We start from the raw sequence: 14891 nt of genomic DNA, 5'->3' as shown, positions 1-14891 counted from the left end.
GCCCGTGACCGATCTTGATCAACACCCCTCGCCGTCTCCGGCGGGCCACGCCCTGCGCCGGGCCGCGCCCGCGCTGCTCGCGTACGCGGGGGTGCGCGCGCTCGGCCTCGCGGTGCTCGCGGTCTGGGGCGCGGCGGCCGGGAAGAGCCCGCACACGCTGCTCACCGCCCGCTGGGACTCGCTCTGGTACACCCGTGTGGCCGAGTTCGGCTACGGCTGGGAGGTGCGGCTCCCGGACGGCAGCGTCCACTCCAACCTGGCGTTCTTCCCGCTCCTGCCCTGGCTGGAGCGGCTCGTCGCGGCGGTGAGCCCGCTCTCGTACGCCGATGCCGGGCTCGTGGTGAGCTGGCTCGCCTCGCTCTTCGCCGCCGCGGGGATCTTCGCGGTCGCCGATCACGTGTACGGGCGGCGGGCCGGGATCTGCGCCGCCGTGCTGTGGGCGGTGCTGCCGGTCGGCATCGTGCAGTCGATGGCGTACAGCGAGTCCCTGTTCACCGCGCTGGCCGCCTGGTCGCTGTACGCGCTGCTCAGGGGGCGCTGGGTGTGGGCGGGCGTGTTCGCCTCCCTCGCGGGCCTGACCCGTCCGGTGGGCGCGGCGGTGGTCGCCGCGATCTGGGTGACCGCGGCCGTCCAGGTGTACCGGGAGCGGCGGGCCGGGCCCCGCATGCTGCTCGGCGTGGTCCTCGCGCCGCTCGGCGCGGCGGGCTATGTGCTGTGGGTCGGCCACCGCACCGGCGACGGACTGTTCGGCTACCTCGACGTCCAGGCGGGCTGGGGCAACGGCTTCGACTTCGGCTACGCCTTCGCGCGCTTCGTCGGGGAGAAGTTCACCTCCGTCCCCGGAGCCCTCGCGGGCGTCGGCCTGATCGTGGGCGTCGCCCTGGTGATCTGGCTGTACGTGACCGGCGCCCGGCAGCGGCAGCCGCTGCCGCTGCTCCTCTACACCGGCATCGTCGTCGCGCTGGCCCTGTGCGCGGCCGGCTACTTCGGCTCGAAGCCGCGGCTGCTCCTCCCCGCCTTCCCGCTGCTGCTGCCGCTCGCCGTGGCGCTGGCCCGGCTGCGCGCGTCGAGATCGGCGCTGATCCTCGGGGGCGTGGCGGTGGCGAGCGCGGTCTACGGGGCGTTCTGGCTGCACGGCTCGGGCCCGCCGTGATCAGGTCATGATCATTTCGGACGTCCGTCGGCGGCCGTAAGGGAAATTCCACACCAGCCCCCGGTGAACGAAATTCATAAGACGGATTAAAACCGCACCGGAAATGATCAACGAATTGAGTGTGGGCGCGACGACTGAATAAGGAATCCCAGGGAATAGGCCCTGGTCTGAGAGCAATCCCACATCACATCGTCATCACAAAGCCACTGGTTCGGCCTAGTGCCAGACTCACTCGCTGTAACGTCGATTGTGTGCGTACCGAACGAAACCTCACCCGTCTTGACCGGGTCTTCGCCCGTCTTGACCGTGAGCCGGAACGACCGGCCCACCTCGATGTACCGAGGATGAGCCGGCACAGGGTCGTGCTCTTCGGCTCGACCCTGGCCTTCTACCTGGCCATCGTCGTCGCCGTGCTCGCCACCTCGTGGCTGGTGCGGTTCGACTGGCAGGTCATGTTCTTCCGGCCCTACCAGCAGTGGCCGGAGATCCACGCCTTCCTCGACTACTGGGTCGTCCTCGGCCAGCGCGGCCCGACCGCCGTCATGGTCGCGGCCTGGCTCGGCTGGCGCTCCTGGCGGCAGCACACGCTGCGCCCGCTGCTCATGTTCGGCGCCGCCCTGCTCCTGCTCAACGTCACCGTCGGCGCCGCCAAGATCGGCATGGGCCGCCTCGGCCCGCACTACGCCACCGTGATCGGCTCGAACGAGATGTGGCAGGACGGCGATATATTTCCTTCGGGCCATACCGCCAACGCCGTCGTGACCTGGGGAATCCTGGCCTATATGGCCTCCACCCCGCGCACCCGGCGCTATCTGTCGGCCCTCTCCGCCGTGGTCTCCCTGAGCGTCGGTCTCACCACCGTCTACCTCGGTACGCACTGGCTGAGCGACGTCTTCCTCGGCTGGGCCGCGGGCCTGCTCATCCTGCTCGCGCTGCCCTGGGTCGAGCCGCTGATCACCCGCGTCGAGGCCGTCATCTTCCGCGTCCGCGAGGCCTGGCGCGGCCGCCGCACGAGCGGCGCGGCGCAGGCTCCCGAGCCCGTGCCCGCCCCGGTGGGCGTCCCTGCGATCGTGCAGCAGCGCCCCTCCGCGGGCGGTGAGGCGCCCGCCCGCGAGCCGGTCGGCGCCGCCCGCGCCACCGCCAGGTCCCCGGCCTACCTCGCGCCGGGCCCGCACACGGCCCGCTCCGAGCGCACCCCGGTCACCCCCGCGGGCAGCCGCAGACCCGCGCACCCCGACCGCGTTCCGCGCGGCACCGCGTCGGCCCGCCCGATGGCGGGCGGCTGACCCGCAGACCGGCGGGGGCCGGTACGCACAGCCCATCCCCCGCACAACGAAGGCCCCGGTTCCGTCGAGGAACCGGGGCCTTCGTCATGGGACGGGCCTTGCGGGGGGTCTAGCCCTTCCAGGAGCGCGTGACGACGCCCTCCTTGACCTCGAAGTTGAGCCGCCCCGCGAGGTACTCCATGGTGATGATCGTCCCCGGGGGCAGCGACCTGACGGTGGTCCAGCCGGACGCGCGGGCCTGCCGCTCGGCGTCCTGCGACGCGAGGCCGACGTAACGGTCGGGGCTGTCCTCGGGCTCTGCGGGCGGGGTCGGAATAGGTGCCATGGCCGCCACGTTAGGCGCCCCGGCGGCGCCGGGGAAGGACCGGGGCCCATGCACCAAGCGTCACGTATACCTCTCTGGTCACGCTTCTGTCACAGGATCACGACGTGCGTTTCAGTCGAACTCCGTCACACGTATGGGCGGTTCCGCGCTTGTCACGTCGCAATTCGGCGGCGTGCTCACCCCTGCGCGAAGGCGGTTCGGATAGCGTCGAAATGCGGCGCCCGGAATAGCGGTTCGCGCACTTCGCGCCCCCTCCGCAATTCCTCGTCCCGGCCCGTGGACGGATGTTGAAGGGACATGGAGGGGCATGGAGGAATTAACCATTCCGGCAGGGGTGCCCCCGGCCCCGGCCATCCGGAAGCGGCTCGTACGCCCCCTGTCGGAGTCGGGCCCCGCGCGAGCATCATGGCGTGAGCTTCGGGCAGGCCCAGGACGCGATGGCGAAGGGGCAAGCGATGGGGACCGAGACGGTGCGGGCGGTCGAACCGCCGGTGCGGCGGGTACGGCCGGGCCGGCTGGTCGTGGACTGGCTGACCACCACCGACCACAAGAAGATCGGTCACCTCTACCTGATCACGTCGTTCGTCTTCTTCCTGGCCGCCGGGCTGATGGCGCTGATGATGCGGGCCGAGCTGGCCAGGCCGGGCCTCCAGCTCATGACGAACGAGGAGTTCAACCAGGCCTTCACCCTGCACGGCACGATCATGCTGCTGCTCTTCGCGACGCCGACGTTCGCGGGCTTCGCCAACGAGATCATGCCGCTCCAGATCGGCGCCCCCGATGTCGCCTTCCCGCGGCTGAACATGCTCTCGTACTGGTTGTTCCTCTTCGGCGGCCTGATGGTGCTCGGCTCGCTGCTCGTGCCCAGCGGCCCCGCCGCGTTCGGCTGGTTCGCGTACGCCCCGCTCAACAGCCTGGAGCGGTCCCCCGGCGTCGGCGCCGACCTGTGGATCATGGGGCTCGCGCTCTCCGGCTTCGGCACGATCCTCGGCGCGGTGAACTTCCTGACGACCATCATCGGGATGCGGGCCCCCGGCATGACGATGTTCCGGATGCCGGTCTTCACCTGGAACGTCCTGTTCACGTCGATCCTGGTGCTGATCGCGTTCCCCGTGCTCGCCGCCGCGCTGCTCGTCCTGGAGGCGGACCGGCGCTTCCACTCGCTCGTCTTCGCCTCGGAGAACGGGGGCGCGCTGCTGTGGCAGCACCTCTTCTGGTTCTTCGGGCATCCCGAGGTCTACATCATCGCCCTGCCGTTCTTCGGCATCATCACCGAGATCATCCCGGTCTTCAGCCGGAAGCCGATCTTCGGCTATCTGCCGCTGATCGGCGCGACGATGGCCATCACCGGCCTGTCCGTGGTGGTGTGGGCGCACCACATGTTCGCCACGGGCGCGGTGCTGCTGCCCTTCTTCTCGTTCATGTCGTTCCTCATCGCGGTCCCGACGGGCGTGAAGTTCTTCAACTGGACGGGCACGATGCTCAGGGGCTCCCTGTCCTTCGAGACGCCCATGCTGTGGGCGGTCGGGTTCCTGGTGAGCTTCCTGTTCGGCGGTCTGACCGGCGTCATCCTCGCCTCGCCGCCGCTGGACTTCCATGTCACCGACACGTACTTCGTCGTCGCCCACTTCCACTACGTCGTCTTCGGCACCGTCGTCTTCGCGACCTTCGGCGGCTTCTACTTCTGGTGGCCGAAGCTGACGGGCAAGATGCTCGACGAGCGGCTCGGCAAGATCCAGTTCTGGACGCTGTTCGTCGGCTTCCACACGACGTTCCTGGTCCAGCACTGGCTGGGCGCCGAGGGCATGCCGCGCCGGTACGCCGACTATCTGGCGGCGGACGGCTTCACCGTCCTCAACACCGTCTCGACCATCGGGGCGTTCCTGCTCGGCATGTCGACGCTGCCGTTCCTCTACAACGTCTGGAAGACCGCGAAGTACGGCAAGAAGGTCGAGGTCGACGACCCCTGGGGCTTCGGCCGCTCCCTGGAGTGGGCGACGTCCTGCCCGCCGCCGCGGCACAACTTCGTCACGCTGCCCCGCGTCCGCTCCGAGTCCCCGGCGTTCGACCTGCACCACCCGGAGTACGCGTCGTTCACGAGGCACGAGCCCGGCCGGGTGCCGGAGGATCCGCAGACCCGGCACCCCGGTCCAGGGCCCGGCTCAGGTGGTCCCGAGCCGTCCTGATCCGCTCGATCAGCTCGACGGGCTCCACCACCTGGAACTCGATGCCCATGAACAGGACGTGGAAGACCATCACGTCCAGGCTCGGAGCGCCCGTGCGCAGCAGGCAGCTGTGGTCCGTCTCGGCCTCCAGCGTGCCGTCGGACGGGGGGAGCCGCTGCGCCGCCTCCGCCAGCGGCACGAGGAGGCGGACCACGGCCCGCTCGGCGTACGCGCCCGTGGAGACTCCCTGGGCGACGTACGCGGCCAGGTCGTCGGAGGGCGGGGGGCGCGGCGTGAAGCGCGGGCCGTGCGGCGGCCGGGGCTCGACGCGGTCCACGCGGAAGGTCCGCCAGTCCTCGCGGTCCAGGTCCCAGGCCACGAGGTACCAGCGGCGCTCGGTGCAGACCAGGCGGTGCGGCTCGACGGTCCTGCGCGTGGCGCTTCCCGAGTGGTCCCGGTACTCGAAGCGGAGCCGCTCCGTGTCGCGGCAGACGCCCGCGAGTTCGGTGAGTACGGCGGGGTCGACGCCCTCCTGGCTCGGGGTGCGCAGCATCGGCACGGTGAAGGCGTTCAGCGCGCCCACCCGGTGGCGCAGCCTGCTGGGCAGGACCTGTTCCAGCTTGGCGAGCGCGCGCACCGAGGTCTCGCCGATGCCCTCGATGCCCTGTCCGGCGGCGGTGCGCAGGCCGACGGCGACCGCGACCGCCTCGTCGTCGTCGAGGAGCAGCGGCGGCAGCTCGGCACCGGCGCCGAGCTGGTAGCCGCCGCCGGTGCCGGGGCTGGCGTTGACGGGGTAGCCGAGCTCGCGCAGCCGGTCCACGTCGCGGCGGACGGTGCGCGCGGTCACGCCGAGCCGGTCGGCGAGGTCCGCGCCGGACCAGTCGCGGTGGGCCTGTAGCAGCGAGAGCAGGCGGAGCAGACGTGCCGATGTCTCCAACATGGACGTGATTGTGCCCCGGACCGAGGACAGCCACGGTCCGCATCGTTCAGTCCTCGGTGTCCTCCGTGGCCGCCGCCTCACGTACGCGCACGGCCAGGTCGTTGTCGTGGGTGTAGTACGGGCCCGCCTCCAGCGTGCCGTGCGCGGTCTCGCGGCGCAGCACCGGATACGTGAAGATCGCCTTCTTGTCCGCGACGTCGTCGAGGAGCCGGGCGAGGCGCACCCGCGGCCCGCTCTCCCCGGCCGGGCGCAGCCACAGGTCCCAGGGGCCCGCGCCGCTCCCGGCGAACTCGCCGTGCGGCAGCGCGAAGCTGAACTCCGGCCCCTCGGCCGTGACGTCGGCCCGGCGGACGAGTTCCGGCTCGGCCCGCCGGACGGCCTCGACGCAGGCGTCGTCGGCGAGCGGGACCCCGTAGACGCGGCCGCGCACGGTCATGCCGGCGTCCGTCAGGTCGATCTCCCCGGCCTCGGCGTGCGGCGCCCGCAGCCAGCTGCGCACGGAGAGGTTGCCCTGCTTGGTGGCGTACGGGATGCGCACCGCGACGTAGCCGCGGCTGCCGCTCGGCGCCCGGTCGACCAGCGAGCGCAGGTCGTTGACGCCCGGCATGAGCCGGCGCGAGGCACCGCCGGCCACCTGGACGAACGCGTTCCAGCGGCCCTCGGCGAGCTCGACGCTGCTGGGCAGCGCGGCCCGCAGCCGCCCGTCGGCGGCCGGGGTGAGCGGCAGGCGGATCTCCTCGTCGGAGTCGCGCAGGCGCAGCAGCAGGTAGGCCACGTCGTCCTGCTCGTACTCGCCCGGTTCCGTCACGTCGAAGGTGAGGCCTCCGGCGGAGTCGGCGACGCAGTCGGCCCGCGGCGCGTCCGGGGCTTGCTCGTCCTCCGTGTACGCCGCCTGCGAGGTGGCCGAGGCCGTCATGCGGTGGATCCCTTCGTCTGGACGCGGCCGAGGTCCCGCACCGCGTAGGCGCCGCCGAGCAGCGCGCCGCGGGTGCGGTGGACGGAGCCGCGCAACCGGCCGCCCAGCGAGTCCCCGCGGGTGAGCATCCCGGAGAACATCGCGTCGTAGCGCTCGGCGATGCGGGCGGGGTCGAAGCGCTCGGAGTCCTGGAGCGCGGCGCCCGCCATGCGGTGCCGGAGCGAGTCGTCGTTGATCAGTTCGAGGAGGCCGCCCGCGATGGCGTCGGGGTTGCCGACCTCGACGAGCCGTCCGTCGACACCGTTGTCGATGATCTCGCCGGGGCCGTGCGGGCAGTCGGTGGCGACCACGGGGAGGCCGCAGCGCATCGCCTCGACGATCGTCATGCCGAAGGACTCCAGGCTGGAGGTGACGGCGGCTATGGAGCCCTTGGCCCACTCCGGCTCGATGGGGTGGGCGGGGCCCATGAGGAAGACGTGGTTGTAGAGGCCGAGTTCGTCTATCAGCGCGCGCAGCTTCTCCTTCTGCTTGCCGCCGCCGTAGATCCGCAGCCGCCAGTCGGGGCGCTCGCGCCGCACCTTGTCGAAGGCCCTGATCAGCAGGTCGTACCGCTTGACCGGGGCGAGCCGCCCGGCCGCGACGACCCACTTGTGGGAGCCGTCGGCGGGCTCTATGCCGGGCGCGGGCACGGGGTTGGGCACCGCCTGGACGTGCACGCCGGGCAGCCGCATCTTGCGGGTGTAGGCGCGGGCGTCGGCCTCGGTCGTCGTGGTCAGGATGTCGAGGCGGGGGTAGACGCTGCGGAGCTGGCGGCGGAGCTCCTTGGAGTGGCTGTCGAGCGTGAGGTGCTCCTGGCCGACGCGCAGGGGTCCGCGCCCGGTCTGGCGCGCGATGTGCACGTTGAGTCCTGGCCGGGTGCCGACGACGACGTCCGCGTCCAGGCGCGCGAGATGGTCCGCGATGCGCCGGTCGGTGAGGGCGCTGTACTGGTCGTAGCGGCCCTCGGCGTCGGGGAAGGTCCGTGCGGGCCGCAGGTGTTCGGGGTCGTCGCCCTCGTAGCCCCGGGTGCCCTTGCGCAGATCCACGAGGTGGCTCAGGCGGACGCGCTGGTCAGGCGCGAACACCGGCTCGTCGCGGTGCCGGAAGACGGAGACGACTTCGACGTCGTGCTGCTGGGCCAGCGTGTTGGCCAGGTTGTACGTCGTCCGGATCGTCCCTCCGATCCCGTACGCGTTGTGAATCAGGAAAGAGATGTGCATGCGTCCCCGTATCCCGCGTTTCCATGCGGACAGTCCCCCTCGTCCGCCTACCGCAGGGTTAGACGGGGATTCCTGGCCAAAGGTTGGGTGCCAATACCATCCTGTTTTTGAACAGATATGTGATCGTTGGCCGGAAGGCGGAACTTATTCGCGTTGTGGTCCATCAAGGCTGGTAGGAGAGCTGGGGCACGTCGAAGCAGTTGTCGTTCATGTCGCCGCCCTGTGTGGCCCAGCCCTCGCCGTCCCGCCAACGGGCCACCGACACACACGTCCTGCGGTGCGCGGGCGGTTCGTCGCGGTGTTCGAAGGTGACCGGTAACAGCAGCCCACGGGCGGAATACGGCTGATTCCTGTCCATGAACCCGTCCACGCACGCGCGCGTGACGTCGCCGCCGTGCGCCCGTACGCACGCGCGCGCGGCGTCCGTGAACCACATGGCGGCGGCCCATCCCTCCAGCTGCCACTGCGAGAGTTCCCGGCCCTTCATGGCGGCGCGGAACTCCCGTACGGCGGGGTGCCCGGTGTCCTCGTGGTTCCTGCTCGCCCCGGTGGCCCACAGGGCGTTGCGGCAGCGGGGCGCGTCCTTGTAGTCGTCGGCGACGGCCGAGGTCCAGTTCTGCACGTTGGTGACCTTGGCGGTCACCTCCACGCCGGCCTCGTCCATCGCCTCGCAGAGCTTGGCGTTGCCGTGCGTGTCCATCGCGTCGAAGACCAGGTCGGCGCCCTGCTCCTTCAGGTCGGCCGCGGCCGCGCGGAAGTTGGGCAGGGCGAAGTCGAGCTGTTCGGTGACGACCTTGTAGCCCTCCGCCTTCAGGCCCCGGGTGACGAGGCGGGCGTACGCGGCGGACGCGGCCTGGTTGTACGAGACGACGGCGGCGGTCCGCGCTCCCTGCTCCCGCTTGAAGTAGCGGTAGACCTCGGTGCCGCCGTACAGCTTGCCGCCCCAGCCCGGCTTGCCGTTCCGTGGGGCGAGGCTCCCGTAGATCCCGTACAGATGCGGGTACGTGTCGTACGCGGCCCCGATCGGCTGCCCCCCGATGTCGGGCACACCCGCCCGGGAGACGCGGGAGGCACCCGCGTAATCCAGGGAAGCGGTGGCGACGAGCGCGACGACCTTGTGCTGCTCGACGAGTTCGCGCACGCAGTCGTTGTTGCCGACCCCGCTGCCGCCGTCGTCGCAGGTCCGCACCTCGACCTTGCGCCCGTCGATGCCGCCGCGCGCGTTCAGCCGCTCGAAGTAGGCCTTGGCCCCGTCGCGCGGTCCGGTGAACGCGGCGCCGCCGACCGGGCTGGTCGCGCTGGCGATGACGCCGACCCGCAACGGCTCGCCGCCCGGGGGCGCGGACGCGGTGCCGCGCCGCTCGAAGTCGCTCTCCGGCAGCCTGCTCCCGCAGGCCACGACCGCGGTGAGCATCGCGACGGCGAGCAACGCCTCAGCAGCCCGGCCCGGGCGACGCATTCCCGCTCAGCTTCACCAGCGCGCAGAGGGTCTTGACGGACACCTTCCAGGTGTCGTCCTGGTTGACGGCCGTCCCCGAGGCGTCGGGCAGCGCGGTGGCGCCCTTCAGCGTCAGCGCGTACGTCACGTCGGCCTCTTCCGCCGAGGTGAACTCGACCTTGCCGACGTCGGCCGCGACCTGCTGCCCGCGCTCGTCCCCGCCGAAGCTCTCCAGGACGGCCCGCATCTTGGCCCCGTCCTCCAGAACGGCTTCCTTCTCCTTGAGCGAGACCTCGGGGTCGAAGAACTTCTCCCAGTTCTCGGTGACCTCGCTCTTCGCGGCCGCCGGGTCGGCGGGCGCGGCTTCATCGTCCTTCGTCGGCTCGGCCGGCTTCTCCACGGACGGCTCGGGCGGCGGGTCTCCGTCGCCGCCACCGCTGTCGTCACCGCAGGCCGCGGCGGCCGGCACGACCAGCAGCAGGGCGGCCGCCGCGAGCACCGCGCCCCGCCCCCGCCGTAAGTGCGTTCCCCGCCTTGGGCGGCTGCTCCCGAGAACCATCTGGCTCACCACCGGGTGTCGGTCCGGGCCGTGACGGTCCGGAGCTTTCAGCGTCAGCTTGTAGAGGGCATAGTGCAAGCCATCGGCTGACATGGACAGAGCGCCGACGGGACCGGCGTTGCTGACGTGACCGACTCAGGCGTCCCCGGGGGGCTCAGATGCGCGCGGCGCGGACAGCTCGGCCATCGCGGAGGGGCGGCGCGCCGCGCCCCGGACACCCGGCCCTGTGGGCGGCCTACGCGGCCCTCGCCGCGGGCGCGGTGCTGTGCGTCCTTGGCTGGTACGGCGTCTCCGGCGAACGCTTCGCCGAGCGGCAGCTGCCCTATCTCGCCTCGTGCACGGTGCCGGGCGCGGCCCTGATCATCGCGGGGGCGATGCTCTACACCCACGGCAGAAGCGCACTGGCGGCGTCGCGCGTGGAGGAGCTGTACGGCCTCCTGGTGGCGGCGGAACCCCCGCGGTCCCCGGCCGCGGGCCCGCCCATGGCCACGAGCGACGACCTCCTGACGGTCCCCGGCGGCACGCTCCGCCACCGGGCGGACTGCCCCCTGGTGGCGGCCAAACCGGAGGCGGTCCCCGTGGACACCGCGCTCCTGGCGCGGGGCGGCCTCGCCCCGTGCCCGATATGCGAGCCGCCACGGCTGACGGGCGAGCCGGACACCCCCGAGCGGCCCCCTGCTCCCGGCACCCCCGAGCGGCCCCCCGCGTCCGGCTCCCCCGACGCGGCGAGCTGATCCGGTGTCGTCCCTGAGCTACGACCTCACGCTGGCCGGGCTCTCGGTCGGCGGCGCCGCGGCCCTCACCGGCATCGGCCTGATCGTCACCTACCGCGCGACCGGCGTCCTCAACTTCGCGCACGGCGCGACCGCCATGGTCTGCGCCTACGTCCTGCGCCAGTTGACGGCCGAATGGCACTGGCCGCTCGCACCGGCGGCCGCCGTCACGCTGCTCCTGGTGGCCCCCGGCATCGGCCTGCTCCTCGACCGCGCGGTCTTCCGCCCCCTGGCCGTCCTGGGCAGCGACCCGGCGCAGACCCTGGTGGCCTCGATCGGCGTCTTCGTGCTCCTCGTCGGCGGCGCGGCCCTCCTCTGGGGCCCCGGCGCCCGCGACGACGCCCCCACCCTGCTCTCCGCGGACCCCTGGGTCCCCCTGGGCGCGGCGGTGGCGCTGGCCGTGGCCGTGGGGGCGGTGACCCGCTGGACCCGCTTCGGCGGCGAGCTGAGAGCCGTGGTCGACGACCGGGGCCTTGCCGTGCTCTTCGGCATCGACGCGCGCCGGGTGGCAGCGGTGGGCTGGGCCTTCGGCTCCTTCACGGCAGGCCTGACCGGCGTACTCCTGGCGCCCTACGTACGGCTGGACCCGTACGGCATGCCGCTGCTGGTGATGGAGGTGATGGCGGTGGCCGTGGCCGCCGGCATGCGCAGCCTGCCGACCGCGGTGGCGGTGGCCCTGGCCCTGGGGGTGGCCCAGAGCCAGCTGACCCGCCTGCACCCGTCGGGCACGCGGGAACAGCTCGTCCAGACGGCCGGGGCGAACCTCTTCGTGATCGCGCTCCTGGCAGCGGCCCTGATCCTCCCGGGCATCGGCTCGAAGGACGCGCTGCCCCGCACGGCGTCGGCCCGCGTTCCGGCCCCGCCGGGCGCCTGGACGGTGGCGGCGCTCCTCTTCCTGATCCCCCTGGGCTTCGCGGGCCAGGACCTCACCACGGCGGTCCAGGTCCCGGCACTGGCGGTGATCCTCCTCTCCCTGGTGGTCGTCACGGGCAGAGGCGGCCAGATCTCCCTGGGCCAGGCGGCGTACGCGGGTCTGGGCGCGCTGTTCACGGCCCTGCTCACCGCAGGGCGTTTCCCCGGCCTCCCGGAGCTCCCGCACCTGCCGGCCCTGGCGGTGGCGGTCCTCCTGGTCGCTCCCCTCGGCCTCCTCACGGGCAGACCGGCGATCAGCCGCCACGGCCTGGCGCTGGCCCTCGCGACCTTCGCCTTCGGCGTGGGCGTCAGCCGCTTCGTCTTCGCCCAGCCGTACGCGACGGCGGGCCTGACCCTGGACCGCCCTGCGGGCTTCCTGGGCGACAGGGCCTACTACGCGCTGGAACTGGTCATCCTCGCGGGAGCCCTGCTCCTGGTCACCGCCCTGCGCCGGGGCAGAACCGGCCGCGCGCTCGCGGCACTGCGGGACCACGAGGCGGGCGCGGCGGCGGCGGGCGCGGCCGTCTCCACCCTCAAACTGACGGCGTTCGTCACCGGGGCGGCGCTGGCGGCACTGGGCGGCGGCATGCTCGCCATGGGCCAGCAGGCCTTCGACCCCGGCGCGTTCGACCCCGTACGGGGCCTGCTCTGGTTCGCGGCGGTGGTGGTCCTCGGCTCGGACAGCCTCCTGGGGGCCCTGGCAGCGGCGGCCCTCCTGGTGGGCCTGGACGCGGGCACGAGGGGCGGCATGGCCGCCGCGGTGATCGGCGTCCTGGCCGTGCTGATCGGCCGCTTCCCCGGCGGCCCCTACGAGGCACTGCGCAAGGCGGCCCACCACTTCCGCCCCGACAGCCGCCCCCGCCTGACACCCAGAGGCAGGGCGGCACGAGCGGCCCTGCGACGGACCGAAAGCCCCCCGGCCGAGAAGCGGACGACGCCCCTCGCCGACCGGCAGCCGCCGAGCCGCCCGGAGGGGACGCGGAGCTCTCCGCGAGCGCGGGGCACGACGGACGTGCAAGGCGAACGCACCGGACGGAGCCGCCGGGGCGAGCGGGCCGGAGCGGCCACAGCTCCCCTGACGGCCCACCACATCACGCTCACCTACGACGGCTACACGGCCCTGAACGACGTGTCGCTGACGGTCCCCCCGGGCCGGATCACCGCCGTGACGGGCGAGAACGGCGCGGGCAAGAGCACCCTCTTCCACTGCCTGGCCGGCACCCTCCGCCCCGACGAGGGCCGCGTCACCCTGGACGGCAGGGACATCACCGGGCTCCCGGCCCACGCCCGGACCCGAGCGGGCGTGGCCCGCACGTTCCAGCAGCCGGCGCTCTTCGCCTCCCTGACGATCGCGGAGAACATCCAGGTGGCCGCGGACCAGTCCCCCCGGAGCACCCACCGCACCACGGCCCAGGCGCTGCGCCTGCTGGACCTGACCCCCCACCGCGCGAGCCCCGCAGCGGACCTCCCCACCGGCACCCTGCGCCGCACCGAACTGGCCAGAGCCCTGGCGAGCACCCCCCACACCCTGCTCCTCGACGAACCAGCGGCGGGCCTGGACACGGCGGAAGTGGCCGCCCTCGCCGTCCTCCTGCGCACCCTCGCGGCCGACGGGATGGCCCTGCTGATCGTGGAGCACGACCTCGCCTGGGTGGCGGACCTGGCCGACACGGTGCACGTGATGAGAGCGGGCCGCATCGTGGCTTCGGGCCCCGCCCACCACGTTCTGCACACGCCGCAGGACGAGCCGCGATGAGAGGCATGGAGCTGCGCGGCGCCCGCGTGCGCTACGGGCCCCTGGAGGCCCTGCACGGAGTCACCCTGGCCGCCCCCGCGGACACCGTGACCGTCCTCCTGGGCGCCAACGGCTCCGGCCGCACCACGGCCCTGCGCGCCCTGGCCGGCGCGCTTCCCCTCACCGCCGGCGCGGTGCTCAGGGACGGCGAGGACATCACGCGCCGGCCGCCCCACGAACGCGCGGCCCGAGCGCTGACCTTCGTACCGGACCGCCGCGCGGTGTTCCCGACGCTCACCGTCGCGGAGAACCTGGAGCTGTCCGGCACCGGAACGGACCTGGCCCGAGCCCTGGACGCCTACCCCGAACTGCGCCCCCTGCTCCCCCGCCCCGCAGGCACCCTCTCCGGCGGCGAACAACGCATGCTGGCCCTGTCCCGCGCCCTGCTCACGCCCCGGCCCCACGCCTCGCCGGAACCAGGGACCACCCCCGTGGTCCTGATCGACGAGCCGGCCCAAGGCATGTCCCCACCCGTCGCGGCCCGCACCTACGCCCTGCTCACCGCCCTGCCCGCCTGCGTGATCGTGGCCGAACAGCGTCTGCCGCCCGCCCTGCGCGAGAGCGCGGGGCGGGCGGCGGTAGTGGTGTACGAACTGCGCCGGGGCGCGGTCGTCTTCAGCGGAGAGGCGGCGGAACTGGACGCCGCCCGGCGGGCTTCGACGACGATGCCGACGAAGCCGCCTACGACCCGCCCTTCGGGATGACGAGCCTCGTCCCGACGGCCAGCAGTTCGGGCCGGCTCCCGACCGCCGACCGGTTGGCCGCGTAGAGAGCCTTCCAGCCGCCTTCGACCCCGTACCGCCGGGCGATGACGCTGAGACTGTCCCCGCGCTCGACGACGTACGTGCGCCGGTTCCCGCGGCTGGCCCGCTCCGGCTGCTCGGTCCTTGCCAACCGCTCGACCCCCACCTTCTGGGAGCAGGAGGGCCACGCCTTCCAGCCCTGGCTGAGCCGGATCTTCTCGGCGACCTTGATCTGCTCCCCCCTGGTGGCGAGGTCGGCGCGCGGCGCGTACTTCAGGCCGCCGTACGCCTCCCAGGTGGGCTGCCAGAACTGGAGCCCGCCGTAGTAGCCGTTGCCCGTGTTCGCGTCCCACCGGCCGTTGCTCTCGCACTGGGCCAGGCAGTTCCAGGCCCCCTTGTCCGCGGAGCAGGAGGCGTTCTCGTACGCGGTGGGCCGTGTCGGCGGTGCCGCGGACGCGACGGCGGGTGGCAGTGCCGCCACGGCCAGAACCGCGCCCGCGGCCACGGCCAGAGGCCGAAAACGCCTGTGCGGACGACTGATGGGCGTCGGATGCGTCGGATGCGTCAGCTGCGTCGGATGCATCGGGTCACGTTATGCATATGAACGCCACTGCTCCGGCGCCCCGC

13 protein-coding genes are annotated in these 14891 nt (G+C 72.6%); 6 read left to right on the top strand and 7 right to left on the bottom strand.

All coding sequences use genetic code 11. The features are described from left to right. The first annotated feature begins 4 nt into the window (after window positions 1–4). Window positions 5–1153, top strand: coding sequence for a mannosyltransferase family protein (locus tag ACZ6JY_RS18205; protein ID WP_469197006.1), 1149 nt, complete (start codon window positions 5–7; stop codon window positions 1151–1153). 251 nt (window positions 1154–1404) lie between these two features. Continuing rightward, complete coding sequence (locus ACZ6JY_RS18200; protein WP_469197005.1) at window positions 1405–2439, top strand: phosphatase PAP2 family protein; 1035 nt, start codon at window positions 1405–1407, stop codon at window positions 2437–2439. A gap of 109 nt (window positions 2440–2548) precedes the next feature. Here the strand turns inward: ACZ6JY_RS18200 and ACZ6JY_RS18195 are convergent, their stop codons facing one another. After that, window positions 2549–2764: an I78 family peptidase inhibitor gene (locus ACZ6JY_RS18195; protein WP_469197004.1), complete on the bottom strand. Its 216-nt coding sequence runs from the start codon at window positions 2762–2764 to the stop codon at window positions 2549–2551. Between the two features lie 455 nt (window positions 2765–3219). Here ACZ6JY_RS18195 and ctaD point away from each other — a divergent pair, with 455 nt between their 5' ends. Next, window positions 3220–4950 (top strand): aa3-type cytochrome oxidase subunit I, encoded by a 1731-nt coding sequence (gene ctaD / locus ACZ6JY_RS18190; RefSeq protein ID WP_469197336.1) that lies wholly within the window; start codon window positions 3220–3222, stop codon window positions 4948–4950. On the opposite strand, the gene ACZ6JY_RS18185 is transcribed toward ctaD, so the two are convergent. The 5 genes from ACZ6JY_RS18185 to ACZ6JY_RS18165 all read right to left on the bottom strand — a co-directional run bounded on the left by ACZ6JY_RS18185 (window position 4859) and on the right by ACZ6JY_RS18165 (window position 10041). Then, window positions 4859–5869 carry a helix-turn-helix transcriptional regulator gene (locus ACZ6JY_RS18185; RefSeq protein ID WP_469197003.1) on the bottom strand — a complete coding sequence of 337 codons (1011 nt, stop codon included), beginning with the start codon at window positions 5867–5869 and terminating at the stop codon, window positions 4859–4861. The two genes, ctaD and ACZ6JY_RS18185, sit on opposite strands and share 92 nt — an antisense overlap. A gap of 46 nt (window positions 5870–5915) precedes the next feature. Then, window positions 5916–6785, bottom strand: a complete 870-nt coding sequence (locus ACZ6JY_RS18180) for a hypothetical protein (protein WP_469197002.1) — start codon at window positions 6783–6785, stop codon at window positions 5916–5918. Beyond that, window positions 6782–8044, bottom strand: coding sequence for a glycosyltransferase family 4 protein (locus ACZ6JY_RS18175; RefSeq protein WP_469197001.1), 1263 nt, complete (start codon window positions 8042–8044; stop codon window positions 6782–6784). Before ACZ6JY_RS18175 ends, ACZ6JY_RS18180 begins: the two co-directional genes overlap by 4 nt. A gap of 163 nt (window positions 8045–8207) precedes the next feature. Then, a complete protein-coding gene (locus tag ACZ6JY_RS18170; RefSeq protein ID WP_469197000.1) occupies window positions 8208–9503 on the bottom strand; it encodes an ABC transporter substrate-binding protein in 1296 nt (431 codons plus the stop codon). Continuing rightward, on the bottom strand, window positions 9478–10041 hold the full coding sequence (locus ACZ6JY_RS18165) for an MTB12 C-terminal domain-containing protein (protein WP_469196999.1): 564 nt from the start codon (window positions 10039–10041) through the stop codon (window positions 9478–9480). Before ACZ6JY_RS18165 ends, ACZ6JY_RS18170 begins: the two co-directional genes overlap by 26 nt. Before the next feature lie 158 nt (window positions 10042–10199). Here ACZ6JY_RS18165 and ACZ6JY_RS18160 point away from each other — a divergent pair, with 158 nt between their 5' ends. The 3 genes from ACZ6JY_RS18160 to ACZ6JY_RS18150 are packed head-to-tail and all read left to right on the top strand — an operon-like array spanning window position 10200 to window position 14225. After that, window positions 10200–10775 carry a hypothetical protein gene (locus tag ACZ6JY_RS18160; RefSeq protein WP_469196998.1) on the top strand — a complete coding sequence of 192 codons (576 nt, stop codon included), beginning with the start codon at window positions 10200–10202 and terminating at the stop codon, window positions 10773–10775. Between the two features lie 4 nt (window positions 10776–10779). Next, window positions 10780–13482, top strand: a complete 2703-nt coding sequence (locus ACZ6JY_RS18155; protein WP_469196997.1) for an ABC transporter permease subunit — start codon at window positions 10780–10782, stop codon at window positions 13480–13482. Further along, the gene (locus ACZ6JY_RS18150; RefSeq protein ID WP_469196996.1) at window positions 13479–14225 is read left to right on the top strand and encodes an ATP-binding cassette domain-containing protein; all 747 of its coding nucleotides are present in this window, start codon (window positions 13479–13481) and stop codon (window positions 14223–14225) included. The genes ACZ6JY_RS18155 and ACZ6JY_RS18150 overlap by 4 nt, the downstream gene beginning before the upstream one ends. Here ACZ6JY_RS18150 and ACZ6JY_RS18145 read toward each other — a convergent pair. Continuing rightward, window positions 14203–14847: a transglycosylase family protein gene (locus ACZ6JY_RS18145; RefSeq protein WP_469196995.1), complete on the bottom strand. Its 645-nt coding sequence runs from the start codon at window positions 14845–14847 to the stop codon at window positions 14203–14205. The two genes, ACZ6JY_RS18150 and ACZ6JY_RS18145, sit on opposite strands and share 23 nt — an antisense overlap. Window positions 14848–14891 lie beyond the last annotated feature (44 nt).

The organism is Streptomyces sp. NPDC046335 (assembly GCF_055587985.1).
This window is presented reverse-complemented; position numbering and strand designations above follow the sequence as displayed.